This window comes from Promicromonospora aerolata, assembly GCF_042682255.1.
GTDB classification, from domain to species: domain Bacteria; phylum Actinomycetota; class Actinomycetes; order Actinomycetales; family Cellulomonadaceae; genus Promicromonospora; species Promicromonospora aerolata.
The window spans coordinates 1,844,024-1,865,642 of sequence record NZ_JBHUHF010000001.1 but is presented as its reverse complement, the minus strand read 5'-3'; the positions used below and the strand labels follow the sequence as shown (position 1 = coordinate 1,865,642).

The 21,619-nt window shown below is 72.0% G+C and carries 17 protein-coding genes; 12 read left to right on the top strand and 5 right to left on the bottom strand.

The window, feature by feature from the left end; genetic code table 11:
* Window positions 1-25: 25 nt before the first annotated feature.
* The gene (locus ACFSL2_RS08465; RefSeq protein ID WP_377197431.1) at window positions 26-2,332 is read right to left on the bottom strand and encodes a hypothetical protein; all 2,307 of its coding nucleotides are present in this window, start codon (window positions 2,330-2,332) and stop codon (window positions 26-28) included.
* A 138-nt stretch (window positions 2,333-2,470) separates the two neighbouring features.
* On the opposite strand from ACFSL2_RS08465, the gene ACFSL2_RS08460 reads away from it, so the two are divergent.
* The 3 genes from ACFSL2_RS08460 to ACFSL2_RS08450 all read left to right on the top strand — a co-directional run bounded on the left by ACFSL2_RS08460 (window position 2,471) and on the right by ACFSL2_RS08450 (window position 6,029).
* Entirely contained in the window at window positions 2,471-3,793 is a 1,323-nt protein-coding gene (locus ACFSL2_RS08460) for a M50 family metallopeptidase (RefSeq protein WP_377197430.1), read from the top strand.
* Window positions 3,794-3,865: 72 nt separating this feature from the next.
* Window positions 3,866-5,008 (top strand): flavodoxin-dependent (E)-4-hydroxy-3-methylbut-2-enyl-diphosphate synthase, encoded by a 1,143-nt coding sequence (gene ispG / locus ACFSL2_RS08455; protein WP_377200788.1) that lies wholly within the window; start codon window positions 3,866-3,868, stop codon window positions 5,006-5,008.
* Window positions 5,009-5,066: 58 nt separating this feature from the next.
* Window positions 5,067-6,029, top strand: coding sequence for a GNAT family N-acetyltransferase (locus tag ACFSL2_RS08450; RefSeq protein ID WP_377197429.1), 963 nt, complete (start codon window positions 5,067-5,069; stop codon window positions 6,027-6,029).
* Window positions 6,030-6,094: 65 nt separating this feature from the next.
* Here ACFSL2_RS08450 and ACFSL2_RS08445 read toward each other — a convergent pair whose 3' ends face one another.
* Together ACFSL2_RS08445 and ACFSL2_RS08440 are read right to left on the bottom strand one after the other, a co-directional pair.
* Window positions 6,095-6,646: a putative glycolipid-binding domain-containing protein gene (locus tag ACFSL2_RS08445; protein ID WP_377197428.1), complete on the bottom strand. Its 552-nt coding sequence runs from the start codon at window positions 6,644-6,646 to the stop codon at window positions 6,095-6,097.
* Window positions 6,643-7,659: a DNA-formamidopyrimidine glycosylase family protein gene (locus ACFSL2_RS08440; RefSeq protein ID WP_377197427.1), complete on the bottom strand. Its 1,017-nt coding sequence runs from the start codon at window positions 7,657-7,659 to the stop codon at window positions 6,643-6,645. The genes ACFSL2_RS08445 and ACFSL2_RS08440 overlap by 4 nt, the downstream gene beginning before the upstream one ends.
* Window positions 7,660-8,300: 641 nt before the next feature.
* Between ACFSL2_RS08440 and ACFSL2_RS08435 the strand changes: the two genes are divergently transcribed.
* On the top strand, window positions 8,301-10,127 hold the full coding sequence (locus ACFSL2_RS08435) for a proline--tRNA ligase (protein WP_377197426.1): 1,827 nt from the start codon (window positions 8,301-8,303) through the stop codon (window positions 10,125-10,127).
* Between the two features lie 108 nt (window positions 10,128-10,235).
* Here the strand turns inward: ACFSL2_RS08435 and ACFSL2_RS08430 are convergent, their stop codons facing one another.
* The gene (locus ACFSL2_RS08430) at window positions 10,236-11,201 is read right to left on the bottom strand and encodes a DUF4439 domain-containing protein (protein WP_377197425.1); all 966 of its coding nucleotides are present in this window, start codon (window positions 11,199-11,201) and stop codon (window positions 10,236-10,238) included.
* A 292-nt stretch (window positions 11,202-11,493) separates the two neighbouring features.
* Here ACFSL2_RS08430 and ACFSL2_RS08425 point away from each other — a divergent pair, with 292 nt between their 5' ends.
* The 6 genes from ACFSL2_RS08425 (at window position 11,494) to truB (ending at window position 18,464) form a co-directional block, all read left to right on the top strand.
* Window positions 11,494-12,087 (top strand): ribosome maturation factor RimP, encoded by a 594-nt coding sequence (locus ACFSL2_RS08425; RefSeq protein WP_377197424.1) that lies wholly within the window; start codon window positions 11,494-11,496, stop codon window positions 12,085-12,087.
* Between the two features lies 1 nt (window position 12,088).
* On the top strand, window positions 12,089-13,138 hold the full coding sequence (gene nusA, locus ACFSL2_RS08420) for a transcription termination factor NusA (RefSeq protein ID WP_377197423.1): 1,050 nt from the start codon (window positions 12,089-12,091) through the stop codon (window positions 13,136-13,138).
* A 6-nt stretch (window positions 13,139-13,144) separates the two neighbouring features.
* Complete coding sequence (locus ACFSL2_RS08415) at window positions 13,145-13,492, top strand: YlxR family protein (RefSeq protein WP_377197422.1); 348 nt, start codon at window positions 13,145-13,147, stop codon at window positions 13,490-13,492.
* Window positions 13,493-13,669: 177 nt separating this feature from the next.
* Window positions 13,670-16,669, top strand: coding sequence for a translation initiation factor IF-2 (gene infB / locus ACFSL2_RS08410; RefSeq protein WP_377197421.1), 3,000 nt, complete (start codon window positions 13,670-13,672; stop codon window positions 16,667-16,669).
* A 135-nt stretch (window positions 16,670-16,804) separates the two neighbouring features.
* Complete coding sequence (rbfA, locus tag ACFSL2_RS08405; protein WP_377197420.1) at window positions 16,805-17,245, top strand: 30S ribosome-binding factor RbfA; 441 nt, start codon at window positions 16,805-16,807, stop codon at window positions 17,243-17,245.
* 136 nt (window positions 17,246-17,381) lie between these two features.
* A complete protein-coding gene (gene truB / locus ACFSL2_RS08400) occupies window positions 17,382-18,464 on the top strand; it encodes a tRNA pseudouridine(55) synthase TruB (protein ID WP_377197419.1) in 1,083 nt (360 codons plus the stop codon).
* Window positions 18,465-18,518: 54 nt separating this feature from the next.
* Here the strand turns inward: truB and ACFSL2_RS08395 are convergent, their stop codons facing one another.
* Window positions 18,519-19,697, bottom strand: coding sequence for a hypothetical protein (locus ACFSL2_RS08395; RefSeq protein WP_377197418.1), 1,179 nt, complete (start codon window positions 19,695-19,697; stop codon window positions 18,519-18,521).
* Between the two features lie 118 nt (window positions 19,698-19,815).
* On the opposite strand from ACFSL2_RS08395, the gene ACFSL2_RS08390 reads away from it, so the two are divergent.
* Together ACFSL2_RS08390 and ACFSL2_RS08385 are read left to right on the top strand one after the other, a co-directional pair.
* Window positions 19,816-20,409: a TetR/AcrR family transcriptional regulator gene (locus ACFSL2_RS08390; protein ID WP_377197417.1), complete on the top strand. Its 594-nt coding sequence runs from the start codon at window positions 19,816-19,818 to the stop codon at window positions 20,407-20,409.
* 143 nt (window positions 20,410-20,552) lie between these two features.
* Window positions 20,553-21,575, top strand: a complete 1,023-nt coding sequence (locus ACFSL2_RS08385; RefSeq protein ID WP_377197416.1) for a bifunctional riboflavin kinase/FAD synthetase — start codon at window positions 20,553-20,555, stop codon at window positions 21,573-21,575.
* The last annotated feature ends 44 nt before the right edge of the window (window positions 21,576-21,619 follow it).

The window sequence follows — 21,619 nt, the reverse complement described above, 5'->3', positions numbered from 1 at the left end:
ATCGCTGGGTAGGCGCGCCGCCGGCTCAGCGGCCCCGCGTCCAGTTGAACACCGCGATGCCCGTCACCAGGGCGCCCACCGTGACCAGGGCCGTGGCGGCGACCGCCTGGACGCCGTCGATCAGCGCGGCGTCCAGGGCGACCTGGACGGTGCCGATCAGGGCGTAGACCCCGGCGAACACGGTGATGGCCGAGAGCGTGCCGTCCATCAGCCGACGGCGTCCGCGCTCGCGCTTCGCCTCGGCGGCCCGCTCCCGGTCCCCGTGCAGGCGCTCCAGGGCGGCCAGGCGCGCGGCGATGGGCTCCTGCAGCAGCTCGCGTAGCCGCTCGGTGACCACGGCGGCCTGCTGCTCGAAGTGCGACGCCTGCAGCAGCTGGTTCAGCATCCTGGACTCCAGGGCGGAGGCGAGGAACGTGGGTGACGTGATGGTGGTCAGCGTGGTGCGCACCTCCGAGGCGAACTCGTGCAGGCGCAGCTGTTCGCGCGTCAGGCGTTCCTTGCGCTCCGCGAGGTCGGCGCCGTTGTTCACGTCGTGGTCGGCGAGCATGGTGGCGACGAGCCGCAGGTGATCCGCGAGCGTCGCGTTCCACGCGCTGAACAGCCCGTTGAGGCTGGCGACGAACTCCGCGAGCGAGCCGTACTGGGAGATCTTGAAGTGCGCGGTGCCCACCAGCGCGACGGTCGTCGAGTTGGTGGCCACGGCCACGACGTCGCCCAGATGGCGCACGCCCTCCAGCAGGACGGGGTTGCGCTGGCGCAGGGTCCAGTCGCACAGCGTGGCGGTGCCGTAGGAGACGGGCTGGAGCAGCACCTGGGAGCCGAACGCGGCCAGCAGCTCGTCGCCCATGTTGACCGGGGTGCGCTCCGCCGGGGCGGCGGCCGGCCCACGGCCCCGGCTCGCCTCGTAGACGGTGGTGACCACGTGCGCCCGGCCCTGGGCGATCTCGGTGCCCGCACGGACCAGGTCGGTCGTCGCGCGCTGGAGCAGGTCGGCCAGGTCGAACAGCCGCTCCGGCGGCGGTCCGTCACCGTGGTCGACGTCGACGGGCGCTCCGTCCGGAGTCATCCACCGCACCCGGATGTCGGCGTGGAGGTTGGACAGCCGGAACCGGGCGTCCCGGACCTGCTGCGGGGACTGGTCCTGTGCGGAGTACCGGAAGCGGACGTAGTGGTTGCCGAACTCGGTGAACCGCACATCGCAGGACAGCTCGGCGATGAACGACCCGTCGGGCTGCTCCAGGCGCACGTTCGGCATCGACATGGACACGCCGCCGTAGGGGCGCGCGGCCCGGTCGACGCTCGCCCACACATCGTCCATCTTGAGCCGGCCACGTACCGCGAGCGCCTGGACGCCGAGCAGCCGGGGCCGCTCGTCGCGGTCGGCGAGGGTGCGGATCGCTGCCACCGCGGCGGACGGCCGGATGTCCCGCAGGCCGAACGGGTAGATGTAGACGGTCCGTAGCCGGTCGAGCGTGAGCCAGGTGGCGTCGAGGTTGCGGTGGAGCTCCGTCAGGTGCATCCGGTAGGAGCGCAGCTCGCTGGCCAGGATGTAGTTGAGGTGCCGGTCGGTCTCGGCGGCGCGCAGGCCTTCCAGCGCCGGACCGAGGCGCACCGGGTCGCCGGTCATCGCGTCGTCGGCCGCCCGGGCGGCGTCGGCCAGGGCGCGGAAGTAGCGGATGCGGGTCACGGCCTGTGGCACGAGGGCGAGGCGGAACGGGGAGGCCAGGTCGGGGATGGCGCGGGCGGCCCGGAGCAGGTCGGTGCACCGTTCGCCGGCCTGTGTCGCGGCGTCGGCCACGCGGGCGAGGTTGCCCGCGCTGCGGGCGGCCGAGGTGTGCATCTGGGTGATCAGGGTGCGCAGCAGCACGGCGACGGCGTCGCCCTCGGCCCGGCAGACGTCGTCCGGCGCGCGGTCGCGGCAGGCCGCCCAGGTCTCGACGAAGGCGCGGAGGGGGACGATGATCCGTCCGTGCCGGAAGGTGTACTGCAGGGCGTCGCTCGCCTGTGACCAGAGGTAGACGCCGAGCAGGGCGGCGGCGCGGGGCTGGGTCACGACGGCGGTCAGTGCGGCGGCGGTCTGCGGCCCCCTGGGGTCCCCGGGCAGCGGGTGGCGGCGGTTCGGCGCCTCGCCGTCCTCGCCCATGTTCCAGCGGGACGCCGCCCAGACCGCACTGACGTCGACGCCGATCTCGCGGAGCTGCCGGGCGACCCGGGAGTCGCCGTCGGCCGCAGGCCAGGCCTCGGTCTGGAACATCGACGTGAGGCTCTCCGTGAGGGAGGCGGGTCCGTGGGTGTGCAGCTCCTGGGACTCAGGGATGGACGAAACCGACATGGCGTTAGGTTAATGGTCAGTAACCGTTGGTTCAACGAATCACCATGAGATCGAAAGGAAGTGAACGTCGGGTGGGCGTCGCGGGGGAGCCGTGCGCTGCCTACCGAGGGCGCCCAGAGGTGCCGTAGTCTCGGTGCCGTGAGCATCGTTCCGCACATTGTTGGTGTGCTCGTCCTCCTGCTGGGCGTCATCGTCTCCGTCGGCCTGCACGAGCTGGGGCACATGATCCCCGCCAAGAAGTTCGGCGTGCGCGTGAGCCAGTACTTCGTCGGCTTCGGGCCCACCCTCTGGTCGAGGACCAAGGGGGAGACGGAGTACGGCATCAAGGCGATCCCGCTCGGCGGGTTCGTGCGGCTCGTCGGCATGATGCCGCCGGCGCCCGCCGGTGCGCGGCGCGGCACCGGCTTCTGGAGCGAGCTCGTCAGCGACGCCCGTGACGCGTCCGTCGCGGAGGTGCGGCCCGGCGAGGAGCACCGCGCCTTCTACAACCTCTCGACGCCCAAGAAGCTCATCGTGATGTTCGGTGGGCCGTTCATGAACCTCGTGATCGCCACCGTGCTGATCGGCGTGATCCTGGTCGGGTACGGGGCGATGACGGTCTCCACCACGGTCGCCCAGCTCTCGGAGTGCGTGCCGGCGTCCGTCACCTCGGCGGCCTCCGGCGACGACTGCGAGGGGCAGCCCGCCGCACCCGCCGCGGCCGCAGGGCTGGAGCCGGGCGACGAGATCATCGCGTTCGGCGGTACGGAGGTGACCGGCTGGCAGCAGCTCGTGGGCCTCATCAACGATTCCGCCGGCCGCGAGTCCGAGGTGGTGGTGCTGCGCGACGGCGAGCGCGCGACCCTCGAGGTCACCCCGGCACCGGCCGACCGGCCCGTCGTGGACGAGCAGGGCGCACCGGTGCTCGGCGCCGACGGTCAGCCGCTCGTCGAGCAGGGCGGGTTCGTCGGCTTCTCCCCGCTCCAGGTGCGGGAGCCGCAGCCGGTCGCCACGGTCCTGCCCGCCGTGGGCGACCAGACCTGGCTCACCTTGACCATGGTGGCGACCCTCCCGGTCCGCGTGGCCGAGGCCGCCACCCAGGCCTTCACCGCGGAGGAGCGCGCGCAGGACTCCGTGCAGTCCATGGTGGGCGTCGCGCGGATCAGCGGCGAGATCATGGCCCTGGACGAGGCGATCCTCGACCGCATCATGTTCTTCCTGAGCCTCCTCGCGAGCCTCAACATCGCGCTGTTCGCCTTCAACCTGATCCCGCTCCTGCCGCTCGACGGCGGGCACCTGGTCAACGCCCTCTACGAGGGCGGCAAGCGCACGCTCGCCCGGGTGCGCGGGGCAGCAGTGCTGCCCGGCCCGGCCGACGTCGCCCGCATGACGCCCGTGGCCTATGTGGTCTTCCTCATCCTGCTCGGGGTGGGTGGCGTCCTGATCGTGGCGGACCTGGTGGATCCGGTGCGGATCACGTGATGCCCGACACGATGTACATCTGGCACCTCCTGAAGCAGGGATACTGAACTCGTGAGCGCAATCAGCCTCGGCATGCCGGCAGCACCCCCGCCCGTTCTCGCCCCCCGCCGCAAGACTCGCAAGATCAAGGTCGGCAAGGTGGAGGTGGGTGGTGACGCACCCGTGAGCGTGCAGTCCATGACCACCACGCCCACCACCGACATCAACGCGACCCTCCAGCAGATCGCGGAGCTCACCACGGCAGGCTGCGACATCGTGCGCGTCGCCGTCCCGACCTCCGACGACGCCGAGGCGCTGCCGATCATCGCGAAGAAGTCCCAGATCCCCGTGATCGCGGACATCCACTTCCAGCCGAAGTACGTCTTCGCCGCGATCGACGCCGGCTGCGCCGCCGTCCGTGTGAACCCGGGCAACATCCGCAAGTTCGACGACCAGGTCAAGGAGATCTCCCGCGCCGCGAAGGACGCCGGGATCTCGCTCCGCATCGGCGTCAATGCCGGCTCGCTCGACAAGCGCATCCTCGAGAAGTACGGCAAGGCGACCCCGGAGGCCCTGGTCGAGTCCGCGGTGTGGGAGGCGAGCCTCTTCGAGGAGCACGACTTCCACGACTTCAAGATCTCGGTCAAGCACAACGACCCGGTCGTGATGGTGCGCGCCTACGAGCTGCTCTCCGAGCGCGGCGACTGGCCGCTGCACCTGGGTGTCACCGAGGCAGGCCCGGCCTTCCAGGGCACCATCAAGTCGGCCACCGCGTTCGGCGCGCTGCTCAGCAGGGGCATCGGCGACACGATCCGCGTCTCCCTCTCGGCCCCGCCGGTCGAGGAGGTCAAGGTCGGCAACCAGATCTTGCAGGCCCTCAACCTGCGCCCCCGCAAGCTCGAGATCGTCTCGTGCCCGTCCTGCGGTCGCGCCCAGGTGGACGTGTACACGCTGGCCGAGAAGGTCACGGCCGGTCTCGAGGGCATGACCGTGCCGCTGCGCGTCGCCGTCATGGGCTGCGTCGTCAACGGCCCCGGCGAGGCTCGTGAGGCCGACCTGGGTGTGGCCTCCGGCAACGGCAAGGGCCAGATCTTCGTCAAGGGTGAGGTCATCAAGACCGTCCCCGAGGCGATGATCGTCGAGACCCTCATCGAGGAAGCCATGCGGATCGCGGATGAGATGCCGACGCCGGAGAATGATGTGCAGGCCGGTCCGCCGGTCGTCTCGGTGAGCTGAGCCGGAGCGGAAGCAGGCTCAGGAACGACTGAAGAGTCTGACTCGAACGGAGCAGAGCATGGCCCGCTGGCGCATCCCGGTACCGGCCGGAGCGCGCCCCGACGGGCCGACGCAACCGGGCGAACAGGACATTCGGGTGCAGGATGAGCAGCGAGTCGATGCGGCGCGGCTGCTGACCCGCGCGGACCTGGCGCAGGCCCTCGCGGTCTGCGCCGTCGACCCGGTCTCATCCGTGCTTGCCACCGCCCGCCTGGAGGTCGCGGCGCGCGCCGGCTTCGGTGCCGCCGCGGGTCAGGCCTGGGGCTTTCCCGCCGTCGGCCGGCTCGAGGCGGTGTGCTGGGCCGGTGCCAACCTGGTGCCCGTGATTCCGCTGGCCGACCCCGACCGCCGCGCCCAGGCCGTCGCGGCGTTCGCCGAGGTGGCCCGGGTGCACGGGCGGCGGTCGTCGTCGATCGTGGGGGAGCAGTGGGCGGCCCTGGCGCTCTGGGAGCACCTGTCGCCGCACTGGCCGCCAGCGCGCGACGTGCGCGCCGACCAGCCGTCCATGGCCATCGGTACGGCGCCCTCGCTGGCTCCGGATCCCACCGTGCGCCGCTCCGTGCCCGCCGAGCTGGGCCTCGTGCTGCCGGCGTGCGTGCGCATGTTCACCGAGGAGGTCGGCTACTCACCGGTCGCGACCGGCGGGTCGGCCTATGCGGAGCGGGTGCGGTCCCTCATCACGGAAGGCCGCTCGTTCGTCCGCGTGGTGCCCGACGCCGGCGGCCGGCCCGCCGTCGCGTTCAAGGCCGAGCTCGGTGCGGTGGCCGGCGGCGTCGCCCAGGTCCAGGGCGTCTGGGTGGAGCCGGCGTTCCGCGGCCGCGGCTGGTCGGAGTCGGGCATGGCCGCCGTCGTCAGCGCGACGCGCGCGTCCATCGCGCCGGTCGTGTCGCTGTACGTGAACGCCTACAACGAGCGGGCCGTCGCCGCGTACCGCCGGGTGGGGTTCGAACAGGTGGGCACGTTCGCTACCGTGCTGTTCTGACGAGGGCGCCTGCCCGGCGGTGATGCGGGCGCCTGCCCGGCGCTGGATGCGGCTGGTGCGCGGCGTCACGCCGGATCCACCCGCTCGAACAGGTGCTCGTAGCGGACGACCAGGCCGGCGTCGTCGACGGTCAGATCTGCCTCGAACCCCTGCGACAGCCCGAGGTCGACGTAGCGTACCCGGCCAGGGGCCAGCGGTTCGTAGCGCTGCCGGGACCGAGCGACCGTGAGCGCCGGCCCGTCGATGAACGCGGTGTCCAGGGTCAGGCTCGCCGCACCGCGCAGGCGCCGGATCGGAAAGGTGTTGCAGAAGGGGGTGACCGACAGGTCGGGCTCCTGCGCACCGTCCAGGTCGGGCCGTGGCACGCCGTCGACCAGCCAGCCGTCCCCGGCCCGGTCCAGCCGCAGCACTCCTGCGGTATGCCGCGCCCGCACCTCGACCTCCACCCGGCGCGCGTGCCAGTCGGCGTCCAGCGACCACGTGTGGTCGAGGCGGAAGCCGCCGTCCTCCAGGCAGACGACGGTTCCGGATGCCGTCACTCCCTGGGGTCCTCGGGTCAGCTCCAGACGTTCCAGGCCGACAACGTCGGTCCGTCGCCAGTAGAGGACGGTGCTCACCGCAGCAGCTTCGACATCCGGCGGTCCGCCAGCGGTTTGCCGCCCGTCTGACAGGTGGGGCAGTACTGCATGGACCGGTCGGCGAAAGACACCTCGTGCACCACGTCGCCGCACGGAATCCCGTTCCACCCCGGGCAGGGCAGGCCGGCACGGCCGTGCACGCGCATCCCGGCGCGCTTGGCATCCTTGAGCTCCTTGGCCGGCTTACCCGACGCTGCAGTGATCGCCCCGGTGAGCACCTCGCCGATGGCGGTATGCAGCCGGGCGGTCTCCTCCGGCGTGAACGACCTGGTCAGCTTGTAGGGGCTGAACCGGCCCGCGTGCAGGATCTCGTCGCTGTACGCGTTGCCGATGCCCGCGATGGCGCGCTGGTCCCGGAGCAGGCCCTTGACCTGCTGGTTCTTCGCGGACAGCAGACCGGCCAGGACGTCGACCGTGAATTCCGGCACGAGCGGCTCCACGCCCAGCGAGGCCACCATCTCGATCTCGGCCGGGTCGTGGACCACGTGGACCGCCAGCCGCTTGCGGGTCCCCGCCTCGGTGAGGTCGAACCCGGAGCCGTCGTCGAGCCGCACCCGCAGTGCGAGGACGGCACCCCGGGCGGAACCGCCGAGGGACGGACGCACCGGCTTGGTCGACAGTGCGTCCGACCAGCGCACCCATCCGCCCCGGGAAAGATGGAAGACCAGGTGGAGCGGGGCGCCGTCCGACTCCGCGGCGTCCTTGCCCCCCGTGGTGTCCTTGCCCCCAGCGGCGTCCTTGCCGCGGCGCGGGGTGCCGGAGGGATCCGGGGAACCGGGCGTCGCGCCTTCGACTCCGGGTGCGACCACGAGGTCAAGCCACTTGCCGTGCCGGGCGACGTCGGTCACCGCACCTCCGGTGAGGGCGTCGGTCGGCGGGGAGAACGTCTTGAGCGCGGCGATCGAACCGACCTCGACGGCGGCGACCGTGCGCCCAGAGGTCCGTGCGCGCAGGAAGTCGGCGAGCGCGGCGACCTCGGGCAGCTCCGGCATGGCCTCATCCTGCGAGACTTCCCGAGGTGGGGCAAGACCTACCGCACCGAACCGCAGGTTCCACGTCGATCTGGTCGTCGATCCGCAGGTTGTTGGTCTATCGGGGGCTCGATGGACTCGTATGTTGCGGCTCGGCGCCGGATGGACGTCCACCGTGCGGTTCGGCACCTCTGTCGACTCCGACGGTGCTGTCGTTGTGGAAATGGACGCGGATCCTGCGGTTCGACACCCTCGTGGACGCCGAGCCGCAACTTGTGAGTTCCGTGTCGTCGGTGTGCCGGCCGAGCCGCAAGTTGTTGGTTGTTCCGGTCGTCGGTGTGGGGGCCGAGCCGCAGGTTCCACGTCGTGCTGGTCGTCGATCCGCAGGTTGTTGGTCTATCGGGGCTCGATGGACCAACATGTTGCGGCTCGGCGCCGGATGGACGTCCACCTTGCGGTTCGGCGCCTCAGCCGACCCTGACCGATCCCGACCCAGACTCCGACCGACCCCGACCCCGATCCCGACCCCGGCCCCGGCCCCGACCGAGGTGGACGCACATCTTGCGGTTCGGCACCCTCGTGGAGCCCGCATCCCCACGCGGATCGTGCGGTTCGGCGAATTCCGGCGAGCCGTAGCGGCCCCCGCGGATAGGCTGTGCTCCATGTCTTCCGCACGCCTCATCCAGGGCGACGTGCTTCGCATGTCGTCCCTCTTCGTCCGCACCCTGCGCGAGGACCCGGCCGAAGCCGAGGTCGCCAGCCACAAGCTCCTCGTGCGGGCCGGGTACATCCGCCGCGCCGCCCCGGGCATCTACTCGTGGTTGCCGCTCGGTCTGCGGGTGCTGGCCAAGATCGAGGCGATCGTCCGCGAGGAGATGGTCGCCATCGGCGGCCAGGAGGTGCACTTCCCGGCGCTGCTGCCGCGGGAGCCCTACGAGGCCACCGGTCGGTGGGAGGAGTACGGCGCCGGCCTGTTCCGCCTGAAGGACCGCAAGGGGGGCGACTACCTCCTGGCGCCCACGCACGAGGAGATGTTCGCGCTCCTGGTCAAGGACCTGTACTCGTCCTACAAGGACCTGCCCCTCACGCTGTTCCAGATCCAGACCAAGTACCGCGACGAGGCGCGCCCCCGCGCCGGCCTGATCCGTGGGCGCGAGTTCATCATGAAGGACTCGTACTCGTTCGACGTCAAGGACGAGGGCCTCGAGGTCAGCTACCAGAAGCACCGCGACGCGTACGAGAAGATCTTCCAGCGTCTCGGCCTGGAGTACGTGATCGTCTCCGCGATGTCGGGCGCCATGGGCGGCTCGCGCTCCGAGGAGTTCCTGAGCCCCTCCGCGATCGGCGAGGACACCTACGTGCGCTCGCCCGGCGGCTACGCCGCCAACGTGGAGGCCGTGGTCACACCCGTGCCCGAGGCCATCCCGTACGACGACGCTCCCGCGGCCCATGTCGAGGACACGCCCGACACGCCCACCATCGGCACCCTGGTGGCCGTCGCCAACGAGAAGTTCCCCCGACCCGACCGGTCCTGGACCGCCGCGGACACCCTGAAGAACGTGGTGCTCACCCTGGTCCAGCCCGACGGCACCCGTGAGCTCGTGGTGGTCGGCCTGCCCGGCGACCGCGAGGTCGACCTCAAGCGCATCGAGGCCGCGCTCAGCCCCGCCGAGCCGGAGGCTGCCACGGAGGAGGACTTCAAGAAGTTCCCCCAGCTGGTCAAGGGCTACATCGGCCCGCAGGCGCTCGGCCCGCAGGGCGAGCAGATCGAGGGCGCCGACGGCGAGAAGGTGCCCGCGATCCGCTACCTCCTGGACCCCCGCGTGGTGTCCGGGACCCGGTGGATCACCGGCGCCAACGAGCCCGGCAAGCACGTGTTCGACCTCGTCGCCGGCCGTGACTTCACCGCGGACGGCACCATCGAGGCCGCCGAGGTGCGGGCCGGCGACCCGGCGCCCGACGGTTCCGGCCCGCTGGAGCTCGCCCGCGGCATCGAGATGGGCCACATCTTCCAGCTCGGCCGCAAGTACGCCGAGGCGCTCGGCCTGGTGGTCCTCGACGAGAACGGCAAGCAGGCGGTCGTCACCATGGGGTCCTACGGTGTCGGCGTCACGCGCGCGCTCGCGGCCCTCGCGGAGGCCAACCACGACGAGCGAGGCCTCGCCTGGCCGGCTCAGATCGCCCCGGTCCAGGTCCACCTGGTCGCGACGGGCAAGGGCACCGAGGTGTACGAGGCCGCCGAGTCCATCGCCACGGACCTCGCGGCCCGCGGCGTCGAGGTGCTCTACGACGACCGGCCCACCAAGGTGTCGCCCGGCGTGAAGTTCAAGGACGCCGAGCTGCTCGGCGCCCCGCTCGTGGTCGTGGTCGGCAAGGGTCTCGCCGACGGTGTCGTCGAGGTCCGGCCGCGTGCCGGCGAGGCGGAGCAGTTCCCCGTGGCCGACGTCGTGGACGCGGTCACCGACCGGGTCCACGCCCTCCTGGGCTGACTTCGGGCGGTCGTGGTGACCGTGTGCCTCCACGCCGGGGCACCGGTCGCCTCACCGCGGTTCCGACCACCTCGCCGAGGCACCGCCCGCACCCCCGATCCGGGACCGTCAGGCGCGTTCGGGCAGGCCGGGGAACGGCACCGCGGGGGAGCCCCACTGGGCGCCGGCCAGCGTGGTGTCGGTCAGCATCGCCACCAGGATGGCGCGGGTACCTGGCTCTGCGACGCCGACCAGCGTCGCGTAGTTCTGCGCGAGGCCGTCCTCGAGCGCGCGGGCCAGGTCCGGCGTCCCCGCGTCCGGGTCGGGCAGTGCGTAGGCGACGCTGCGCGGGTCCTGGTCGGTCCCGTCGGTGCCCGCCATGACGGCCCAGCCCTGGGCCCGGGCACGGTGCAGCCTGGCCCGGTCGTGGGCCCGGTCGCGGACCTCGCCGTCCGCCTGCGCCGCCCGGACCTCGAGCGCGTAGGCGGCCGAGTCCTCGGCCACCACCAGGACGTCGAGCTCCTCCGCAGACAGGCCCGTGGGTGCGGAGGGGGGACCGGTCGCGGCCGACGCCGGGGCCGCCGAGGCCTCCTCGGCGTCGCTCGGCTCGGCTCCGGTCTCGGTGGGTTCGGGGATCTCGGTCGGGGGCAGCGCCGGACCGCGCGCGCCCGTCAGCCGTGCGAGGTCGCGGGCGTACTGGGTCTGCGCCGCGGAGACGGAGCCGAGCAGGCGGCCGAGGGGTCCGGCCTGGGCCTGGTTGGCGGCGGCCCGGGTGCGGGTGGCGGCGTCACGCAAGGACCGGACGACCGCCCGGGGCGTCTCCTCGGGGCTGGTCGCGGACGGCGAGGCACCGGCGTCGTCGGCCACGATGTCGCCGAGGCCGGAGTCGTACTCGCCGCCGAGCTGCTGGGCCTGCAGCGCCGTGGCCTCGGCGATCAGCACGAGCTCGTCGGCCACGTCCGACCGGACCCCGTCGGCAGCTGCGGCGGCGTCGGCCTGGTCGGCGACGAGCAGCGCATCGGCGACGGCCGTGCGTCGGATGACCTCGGCCGCGTCGGGGACCGGCTCGGTGGGTGGCGGCGTCTCGAGTCGCACGCCACAACCTGAGAGAATGATCGCGCAGGTCAGGGCCAGAGCGGTCAGGGCTGACCGGCTTCGGGTGCGGGGCCTCGGGCCGTTGGGGTTCATCGTGGCCGATGATGCCATGTTCCGGGAGCCGATTCGTGCCCCGGCCGGTATCGGTCAGGTCGCGGACATCACGTTCTACGCGAAGTGCCGAGGTCCGGCGCTTCGTTACGCTAGCCGTGCGACAACAACAGCACATCGGTCGAACCGTTCCGGCTCGAACCGTGCCCCCGCACGTGGGGGAGCCGACGGGAGGCAGACGATGACACAGCAGGTGGACGCGGTCCGCGAGGTGGTGGGACCGGTGGTCGAGGCAGCAGGGCTGTACCTCGAGGCGGTCGGCATCTCCCAGGCGGGCAACAAGTCGGTGGTGCGGATCACCATCGACCTGTCGGACGACGCCGTGGGCAGCCTGGACTCCGATGCGCTCGGCGACGTGTCGCGCGCGATCTCCGCGGCGCTCGACGTGGACGACGTCGTCGCGGGCGCCTACACGCTGGAGATCTCGACGCCGGGTACGTCCCGGCCGTTGACCGAGCTGCGCCACTTCCGGCGCGCCCGGACCCGGCTCGTGGCGCTGAAGATGATGGACGGCAGCCGTGTCGAGGGCCGGCTGACCGACGTGCTCACGGACGGCGACGGCGACGTCCTGGTGCTCGACGTCGACAGGCGGATCCCGGTGGACGACGTCCGCCGTGGCAAGGTCGAGGTAGAGCTGAAACGACTCGACGACGCCCAGGATGCCGAGGCTGGTGAACTGGGCGAGAGTGCAGGTGAAGACACCGACGACGACTCGGACGGTGCTGGTTCGGACAACGCGACCGAGGGTCACCCCGGCCGCAACGAGGAAGGCTGACATGGACATCGACATGACCACCCTGCGGATGCTGGAGCGCGAGAGGGATCTCAGCCTGGACGTCCTCGTCGCGGCCATCGAGCAGGCGCTCCTCTCGGCCTACCACCGGACCCCGGACGCTTATCACCGGGCCCGCGTCGAGGTGGACCGCTCGTCGGGCCACGTCACGGTGTGGGCACGCGAGGAGCTGCCGGCACCGCTGGACCCGGCGGACCCGGAGGCCCGCCCCACCGTGGAGCTCGGACCCGAGTTCGATCACACGCCGCAGGACTTCGGCCGCATCGCGACCGCCACGGCCCGCCAGGTGATCGTGCAGCGGCTGCGCGACGCCGAGGACGACCAGGTGCTGGGCACGTTCCGCGGCAAGGAGGGTGAGGTCCTCGCGGGCGTCATCCAGCAGGGCCGCGACCCCCGCATGGTGCTGGTCGACGTGGGTGGCACCGAGGCGGTGCTGCCGCCGCACGAGCAGGTGCCCACCGAGGAGTACGTGCACGGCGAGCGGCTGCGTGCCTACGTGGTCGAGGTCAGCCGTGGAATGAAGGGCCCCCAGATCACGTTGAGCCGTACGCACCCGAACCTGGTGCGCAAGCTCTTCGAGCTCGAGGTCCCGGAGATCGCGGACGGGTCGGTGGAGATCACCGCCATCGCCCGCGAGGCGGGGCACCGCACCAAGATGGCGGTCCGCACGCGGGTCGCCGGGCTCAACGCCAAGGGTGCCTGCATCGGCCCGATGGGTGCCCGGGTGCGCGCGGTCATGGCCGAGCTGCACGGCGAGAAGATCGACATCGTCGACCACAGCGACGACCCTGCCGCGTTCGTGTCGAGTGCCCTGTCGCCCGCACGTGTGTCTTCGGTCACAGTGGTCGACGCCGATGCGCGGGCCGCACGGGCCGTCGTGCCGGACTACCAGCTGTCCCTCGCGATCGGTAAAGAAGGGCAGAACGCCCGTCTCGCCGCGAAGCTGACCGGATGGCGCATCGACATCCGTTCTGACGAGGCCGCCGACGCCGACGCAGGTGGCGCCGCTGCCGACGCACCGAGCGGCCGGTAACGCCCAGTGGGTCGGCGCGGTAGACTGTCCGAGTCTGGGCCACGCGCCCGTCTTTCGACATACCCCGTTCCGCCCGTCAAGGGCCCGGTACGCACGTGTGTCGGGTGTCGGGGGCGCGACCAGCGGACTGCACTCCTGCGTCTGGTGCTGGACGCCTCGATGCATGGTGACTCCGTGGCAGGTGCACGGCGCATCGTCGTCGACGTTCGTGCCTGCCTGCCGGGTCGCGGTGCCTGGGTTCACCCGGAGCCGCGGTGCCTGGAGCTCGCTGAGCGTCGCAGGGCCGTACCGCGCGCACTGCGCGTCGACGGGCCCCTCGACCTCGGTGAGGTACGAGCACACCTCGGCCAGTGAGTGCAAGGGCCGCAGGACTGTCCCGACCGGACGCAACCATGCGTCCGGCCGAACTATGCGATTCGTCGACAAGGAAGCGGGTCAGAAGCCGATGGGCACCCGATGAGTCCCCAGCGATGAGTACTCAGTACTAACGGTGGTCCTCCCTGTCTTGGGACGGACCGAGACAGGAGAGTTGTGGCAAAGGTCCGCGTCTACGAGCTCGCTAAGGAGCTCGGAGTGGAAAGCAAGACCCTGCTGGCCGAGTTGAAGTCGGCAGGCGAATACGTCCGCTCGGCGTCGTCGACGCTCGAGCCGCCCGTCGTGCGGCGCATGCGCGACAAGTTCCCTGCCGGTGGCGCTGCCGGCCCGTCCGACAAGGGCGGCGCGGCGAAGCCCGCGAAGAGCGCACCCAAGCCGGGCGCGAAGCCCGCGGCTCAGAAGCCGGCCGAGTCGACCCCGACTCCGGCTCCGGCCCCCGCGCCGGCACCGAGCAAGCCCGAGGCCGAGGCCAAGCCTGCCCCGGCGCCTACCCCGACCCCCACTCCGGCTCCGGCCCCGAGCCCTGCGCCGGAGGCACCCGCCCCGGCCCCGGCTCCGGCGGACGAGTCCTCGGCGGCGCCCGCGGCGTCCGCCAAGCCGGCTGCGGCACCCAAGCCTGGTGCGCCCAAGCCGGCCGCAGCACCCAAGCCCGGTGCACCCAAGCCGCCCGCAGCGCCGTCCGGCGCGCGTCCGGGTCGGGACGGTGGCCGCGGCGGTCGCCCCGGTGGCGGTAACCCGCGTCCGGGCAACAACCCGTTCGCGACCAGCCAGGGCATGCCCCGTCCGGGTAGCCGTGGTGGCCGCCCGGGTGCGGGCGCAGGTGCCGGGACCGGCACGAGCGATCGTCCGGCCGGCGGTAACCCGCGTCCGGGCAACAACCCGTTCGCGACCAGCCAGGGGATGCCCCGTCCGGGGCAGCGCCCCGAGCGCACCGAGGCGACCGGCGAGCGCTCGGGCGGTCCCCGCCCGGGTGGCCCGCGTCCTTCGGCTCCCCGTCCCGGCGGTGCCGGTGGCGGCGGTCCGCGCCCCAACCCCGGCATGATGCCGGGCAAGACCTCCATGCCGCGTCCGGGCGACCGCCCGGCCCCGGGTGGCGGTCGTGGCCGTCCCGGTGGCGGCGGTGGCCGTCCCGGTGCCGGTGGCGCCGGTGCCGGTGCTCCGGGTCGTCCCGGCGGCGGTGGCTTCGGCGGCCCGCGTCGCGGTGCCGGCGGTCGTGGAGCGACGCAGGGTGCCTTCGGACGCGCCGGCGGCAAGCCGGTCCGCGGACGTAAGTCGAGGCGGGCGAAGCGCCAGGAGTTCGAGGCCATGCAGGCCCCGTCGCTCGGTGGCGTGCAGGTCCCGCGCGGCAACGGCACCACCGTCGTCCGGCTGCGCCACGGTGCGTCGCTGAACGACTTCGCGGACAAGATCGACGCGAACCCCGCGGCGCTCGTGACCGTGCTGTTCCACCTGGGCGAGATGGCCACGGCCACGCAGTCGCTCGACGAGGACACGTTCGGCACGCTGGCCACCGAGCTCGGCTACCAGATCGAGATGGTCTCGGCCGAGGAGGAGGACCGCGAGCTGCTCGGGGCCTTCGACATCGACCTCGCGGCCGAGGCGGCCGACGAGTCCGACGAGGACCTGTCCGCACGCCCGCCGGTCGTGACCGTCATGGGTCACGTCGACCACGGTAAGACCAAGCTGCTGGACGCGATCCGCAAGTCGGACGTGGTGGCAGGCGAGCACGGCGGGATCACGCAGCACATCGGTGCGTACCAGATCACGCACGAGCACGAGGGTGCCGAGCGTGCGATCACGTTCATCGACACCCCGGGTCACGAGGCCTTCACCGCTATGCGTGCCCGTGGTGCGCAGGTCACCGACATCGCGATTCTCGTGGTCGCGGCCGACGACGGCGTGATGCCGCAGACGATCGAGGCGGTGAACCACGCGCAGGCAGCAGGTGTGCCGATCGTGGTCGCCGTCAACAAGATCGACGTCGAGGGTGCCAACCCGGCGAAGGTGCGTCAGCAGCTCACCGAGTACAACCTGGTGGCCGAGGAGTACGGCGGCGACACGATGTTCGTCGACGTCGCGGCGAAGCCGGGCATCGGTATCGACGGCCTGGTCGAGGCCGTCCTGCTGACCGCGGACGCGGCGCTCGACCTGCGGGCGAACCCGACCAAGGACGCACGCGGCGTGGCCATCGAGGCGAACCTCGACAAGGGTCGCGGTTCGGTGGCGACGGTGCTGGTCCAGGCCGGCACGCTGCACGTCGGCGACGCGATCGTCGCGGGTACGGCCTACGGCCGCGTCCGTGCGATGTTCGACGAGCACGGCAACGCGGTCCAGGCGGCCACCCCGGCCCGTCCGGTCCAGGTGCTGGGTCTGACCAGCGTCCCGGGCGCCGGCGACACGTTCCTCGTGGCGCCGGACGACCGGACCGCCCGCCAGATCGCCGAGAAGCGCCAGGCGGCGGAGCGTGCAGCGACGCTGGCCAAGCGCCGCAAGCGCATCAGCCTCGAGGACTTCGACGTCGAGCTCAAGAAGGGCAAGGTCGAGAGCCTCAACCTCATCCTCAAGGGCGACGTGTCCGGTGCCGTCGAGGCACTGGAGGACGCGCTGCTCAAGATCGACGTGGGCGACGAGGTCGAGCTGCGCGTCATCCACCGCGGTGTGGGTGCCATCACGCAGAACGACGTCAACCTCGCCACGGTCGACAGCGCCGTGATCATCGGCTTCAACGTGAAGTACGGCGAGCGCGTCGAGGAGCTGGCGGAGCGCGAGGGCGTCGACGTCAAGTTCTACTCGGTCATCTACCAGGCGATCGAGGACGTCGAGGCGGCCCTCAAGGGCATGCTCAAGCCGGAGTACGAGGAGGTCCAGCTCGGCTCCGCGGAGATCCGCCAGGTGTTCCGTTCCTCGAAGTTCGGCAACATCGCCGGTTCGGTGGTCCGCTCGGGCAGCATTCGCCGCAACTCGAAGGCGCGTGTGCTCCGCAACGGGACGGTCGTGGGGGACAACCTCACCATCGAGTCGCTGCGTCGCGAGAAGGACGACGTCACCGAGGTCCGCGAGGGCTTCGAGTGCGGTATCGGTCTCGGGTCGTTCAACGACGTCACCGAGGGCGACACCATCGAGACGTTCGAGATGCGCGAGAAGCCGCGCGTCTGACGCGTCTGTCGCCGAGTCAGAACCTGATGCACGTGCCAGACGTACAGGTCACGCGAGTGACCTGTACGTCTGGCACGTCCGGGGCTTCTGGCGGGTGCACACGACTCTGACCCGGCGCATTCGAAAGGACAGTTCATGGTCGACAATCCGCGGGCTCGTAAGCTCGCCGACCGCATCAAGGTGATCGTCGCGCAGATGATCGATTCACGGATCAAGGATCCGCGGCTCGGTTTCGTGACGATCACGGACGTCCGGGTGACCGGTGACCTGCAGAACGCCTCGGTGTTCTACACGGTCTACGGTTCGGACGAGGATCGCGAGGGAACGGCCGCGGCGCTGAAGAGTGCCACGGGCCTGATCCGCTCGGAGGTGGGCAAGCAGACGGGCATCCGGCTGACCCCGACCGTCGAGTTCCACCTGGACTCCGTCCCCGACACGGCCGCCAATCTCGACGCCGCGCTGATCGAGGCGCGCAAGCGCGACGCCGAGCTCGAGGCGCTGCGCGCCGGGGCCCGGTACGCGGGCGACGAGGACCCCTACAAGAAGCCGCGCGAGGACGACGCCGAGGCCGAGTGACCTCGACCGTCCCGCGCGGGGCACGCCGACGCCACCCGACGTCGGGCCGGAACCACCATGTTCCGGCCCGACGGCGGGTGGTGTCGTCGTCTCCCGACGCCGCGCCGTACCCCGCACCCGCGAGAGACTGGACCTCATGACCTCCCCGACCCCTCAGGCGCCCGTGCGCCGCCCGACGGCCGCCGACGGGTTCGTCGTCGTCGACAAGCCGCAGGGCTGGACCAGCCACGACGTCGTCGGGCGCCTGCGACGGCTCGCCGGCACCCGCAAGGTGGGCCACGCCGGGACGCTGGACCCCATGGCGACGGGCGTGCTGGTGCTGGGCATCGGCAAGGCGACCCGGCTGCTCACCTACGTGGTGGGCGCCGACAAGGACTATGACGCCACGATCCGGCTGGGGGTGGCGACCACCACCGACGACGCGGAGGGCTCCGTCGCCGCGCTGGGTGACCCGAGCGCTGTCGAACGGGTGGGCCGGGGCGCGCTGGACACCGCGATCGCCGACCTGACGGGCGACATCCAGCAGGTCCCCACGTCGGTGTCCGCGATCAAGGTGGACGGCAGGCGTGCGTACGCGCTGGTCCGGGCGGGGCAGGACGTCGAGCTCCAGGCGCGGCCCGTCACCGTGTCCCGGTTCGACGTCCTGGACGTCCGGGCGGCGACGGCCACCGTGCCCGAGGTCGCGGCGAACGAGACCCCCGTGGAGGATCCCGCCGGCCTCGATCCCGGCGCACGGCCGGGCGTGGCGCCGACCGCCGCCGAACCGGGCGACGGCCCGACGCGCGACGTGCCCGTGGTCGACGTCGACGTGCGCGTCACCGTCTCCTCCGGGACCTACGTGCGCGCCCTGGCGCGCGACCTGGGCGCCGCGCTCGGCACCGGTGGCCACCTGACGGCGCTGCGCCGGACCCGCGTGGGCGGCTACGAGCTGGCCGGCGCCCGCACGCTGGAACGGCTGGAGGCGCAGGCCGACGCCGACGGCACGCTGGCCACCCTCCCGCTGGCCGACGCCGCCCGGGCCACCTTCCCCGTGCGTGAGCTCGACGACGACGAGGCGCGCGCGCTCGGCTACGGCCAGTGGGTGCAGCCGTCGGGCCGCCCGGAGGTGGTGGCGGCGCTGTCGCCGTCGGGCACCCTGGTGGCGCTGCTGGAGGACACCCGCCGGCGGGGCGAAAACCTCGCCAAGCCGGTACTGGTGCTCGCGCCGGCCGTCGGCTGAGCCGGAGCGAAACACAGCTCAGCCGCGGCGGAACCGGACGCGAGCACCGAGGGCTCAGGCCCGAACGGCCACGGGCGCGGCCCGGCGGGCCGCGCCGGTCGCCCGGGTGTGGCCCACGATCGAGAGCAGCACGCCCGCCGCGGCCCAGATTCCCAGCGCCAGCCAGGCTGCCGAGGGGTCGGCGTCGGGGAAGTAGGAGACGTCGCGCAGCAGCGTCGCGCTCGCGCCCGGCGGCAGCCACTGACCGATCTCGCCCCAGTTCCACGGCAGGAACTCGCCCGGCAGCGCCGCGCCCGAGATCGGGTTGCCGACCAGCATCATGAGCACCGGGCCCAGCGCGATCCCGGCGCGACCCAGCACCGCCACGAACCCGGTGATGGGGGCGGCGATGGCAGCGATGGAGAGGGCAAGCGTGCCGCCCTCGAGCAGCCAGTCACCCTGGATGGTGCCGAACCAGAAGTGCAGGATGCCCAGGAGGATCCCGCCGCCGACCACCGAGTAGACGGTGACGGCGAGCACTCGGCGCATCGCGCCGGTCACGGCGATCGAGATGCCGATGCCGCCGATCATCCCGCCCAGGAGGATCGGGAACAGGGCTGCGGTGAAGCCGGTCCCGCGGGGATCGTCGTCGGACAGCGGGACCACGTCGGTGACCGCCACCTTCGGGACCTCCGGGAGCTCGGGCGCCTCGGTCGCGCCGGATGGCGGCGCCTGTGGCTGCTCGCCCTGCGCCGCAGCCTCGAGCGCCTGCTGGACCGCGGTCTCGACCGCCTCGGCGGCCTGGGCCTGCGCCGCGGCGAGCGCCTCGGTGGTCGCCGCGTTGGCCCGCTCCTGGATGCCCTGCTGCATCTGGGTGGCGATCTGGGTCATGAGCTGGTGCGTGGCGCCGCCCGCCGCGGACGCAGTGAGCACTTCGGGCGCCTCGCCGGCGGCCGGGTCGCCGAGCACGACGCCGCCGTAGACCTCGCGGGTCTCGATGGCCTCGACGACGGCGGACCGGTCGTCGACCTCGATCAGGTCGATGGCGCCGGGCTGCGCCTCCTGCAGGGTGTCGCGGAAGGTGCTGACGCTGTCGTCGGACCCGACGACGGCGACGGGGAGGTCCCGCGGTTCGGCCGTGATCGCCGGCCACGAGAAGGCGAGCACCAGCACGGTGAGCACGAGGGTGAGTGCCGTCGCGATGCCGATGACGCGGCCTGCCGGGGTACGGGGTGCTGGTGTGTCCTGTGCCATGGTTGCTCCGTGTCTAAAAAAAACGAGCGTTCGTTTTGTATGGCAACCATGCTCCCGCGACCGTATGCTTGTCAATCGTCCCGGGCCGGTCCGGGGAGGACGACAGGGGAGGTGGCCGGTGCCGAAGATCAGCGACGCTCGTCGTGATGCCCGCCGCAACGAGATAGTCGCCGCCGCCCAGCGTGCTTTCACGGCCAAGGGCTATCAGCACACCTCGATGGCGGATGTCATCGCCGAGGCAGGGTTGTCGACCGGTGCCGTCTACGGACACTTCGAGGGCAAGCGCGAGCTGTTCGCGGCGGTGGCCCGGTACGTGCTCGGCCGCCGGAACGCGGACCTCGTCGAGGCCGCGGCGGACGGCGACCCGCCGGCCCCGCCCGACGTGCTGGAGATCGTGCTCAGCGGCGTGCTGTCCGAGGACTTCGACCCACGGCTCCTGGTCCAGCTCTGGGGCGAGGCCACGGTGGACCCGGAGATGCGTGAGGTCTTCAACACCGGGGTCGGCGTGCTCAGGGCTGCCTTCACCGCCGCACTGGGGCGCTGGTTCGACGCACACCCGGAGCATGCGCCCGACGGCGTCGACCTGGCTGTGGCGCGGCTGCTGCCCGTGCTCATGGGCATGGGGCAGGGCTTCATCCTGCAGTCGGTCATGTTCGACGAGTTCGACGCTCAGGCGTATCTGGACGGGGTGCGCCGGATCCTGCCGCACTGACCGCGTCCTGCCGCACTGACCGCGGGCCGACGATGCGCGCCGGTCACCGGGCATCGCTCGGCTCGGGCTACGCTTTTCTGGATCGGTGCGGGCCGCGCGAGCGGTACGCACCAGCGCCACCCGATTCATGAGGAGCAACCCGCGTGCAGCTGTGGACGGACCTGGAACAGGTTCCCCCGGGATTCGGGCCATCAGTGGTGACGATCGGCAACTTCGACGGCGTCCACCGCGGCCACCAGGCGGTGCTCGACCGTATCCTCCGGCTCGCCCGGGGGGACGGCGCCAGCGCCGTCGCCGTGACGTTCCACCCGCACCCGGCAGCGGTGCACCGGCCGGAGTCGGCCCCTGAGCTGATCACCGGGCTCGACGACCGGCTGGCGCTGATGGAGCGCACGGGTCTCGACGCGACGTTGCTGGTGCCCTACACCCTCGACTTCGCCGCCCAGACGCCTGAGGAGTTCGTCGCTCGGTACCTGGTGGACAACCTGGGCGCCCGCACGGTGGTCGTGGGCCACGATGTGCGGTTCGGCAAGCAGAACGCCGGTACGTTGGCCACGATGGTCGAGCTCGGGGGGCAGCACGGGTTCGAGGTGGTCGCCATCGACGACGTGGGCGACTTTCCGCCGCCCGAGGGTGACGGGCACCAGCGGTGGTCGTCGACGGCGGTGCGCGCGCTGCTCGCGGAGGGCGACGTCGACCAGGCCGCCGACGTGCTCGGCCGGCCGCACCTCGTGCGCGGCATCGTGGTGCACGGCGACGCCAGGGGTCGTGAGCTGGGCTTCCCGACCGCGAACCTGGGCGACCTCACGGGCCTCGTCCCGGCCGACGGCGTCTACGCCGGCTGGCTGCGCCGGGGCACGGCCGCCACGTGCGCGAGCCTCGCCGGGCCCGAGGGGGACCGGAGGGCGCTGGCAGGAACCGGCCTGGGGCAGGAGGAGATCCTGCCCGCCGCGATCTCGGTCGGTACCAACCCGACGTTCGACGGCGTGGAGCGTCGCGTGGAGGCGTACGTGCTCGACCGCACCGACCTCGACCTGTACGACCAGACGGTGGCGCTCGAGTTCGTGGCCCACCTGCGGCCCACGCTGCGGTTCGACGGCATCGAACCGCTCGTCGTCCAGATGAACGACGACGTCGCGCGTGCCCGCAAGATCCTGCGGCCGTGAGGCTTCGGCGGGGGAAACGGACGCCGCGCCGGGAGAACCGCGCC

Coding starts and splice junctions, on each gene's coding strand:
- ACFSL2_RS08465 (WP_377197431.1), bottom strand. CDS start 2,332: ATGTCGGTTTCGTCCATCCCTGAGTCCCAGGAGCTGCACACCCACGGA.
- rbfA (WP_377197420.1), top strand. CDS start 16,805: ATGGTCGACAATCCGCGGGCTCGTAAGCTCGCCGACCGCATCAAGGTG.
- ispG (WP_377200788.1), top strand. CDS start 3,866: ATGCCGGCAGCACCCCCGCCCGTTCTCGCCCCCCGCCGCAAGACTCGC.
- ACFSL2_RS08440 (WP_377197427.1), bottom strand. CDS start 7,659: ATGCCGGAGCTGCCCGAGGTCGCCGCGCTCGCCGACTTCCTGCGCGCA.
- ACFSL2_RS08425 (WP_377197424.1), top strand. CDS start 11,494: ATGACACAGCAGGTGGACGCGGTCCGCGAGGTGGTGGGACCGGTGGTC.
- truB (WP_377197419.1), top strand. CDS start 17,382: ATGACCTCCCCGACCCCTCAGGCGCCCGTGCGCCGCCCGACGGCCGCC.
- ACFSL2_RS08395 (WP_377197418.1), bottom strand. CDS start 19,697: ATGGCACAGGACACACCAGCACCCCGTACCCCGGCAGGCCGCGTCATC.
- nusA (WP_377197423.1), top strand. CDS start 12,089: ATGGACATCGACATGACCACCCTGCGGATGCTGGAGCGCGAGAGGGAT.
- ACFSL2_RS08450 (WP_377197429.1), top strand. CDS start 5,067: ATGGCCCGCTGGCGCATCCCGGTACCGGCCGGAGCGCGCCCCGACGGG.
- ACFSL2_RS08435 (WP_377197426.1), top strand. CDS start 8,301: ATGTCTTCCGCACGCCTCATCCAGGGCGACGTGCTTCGCATGTCGTCC.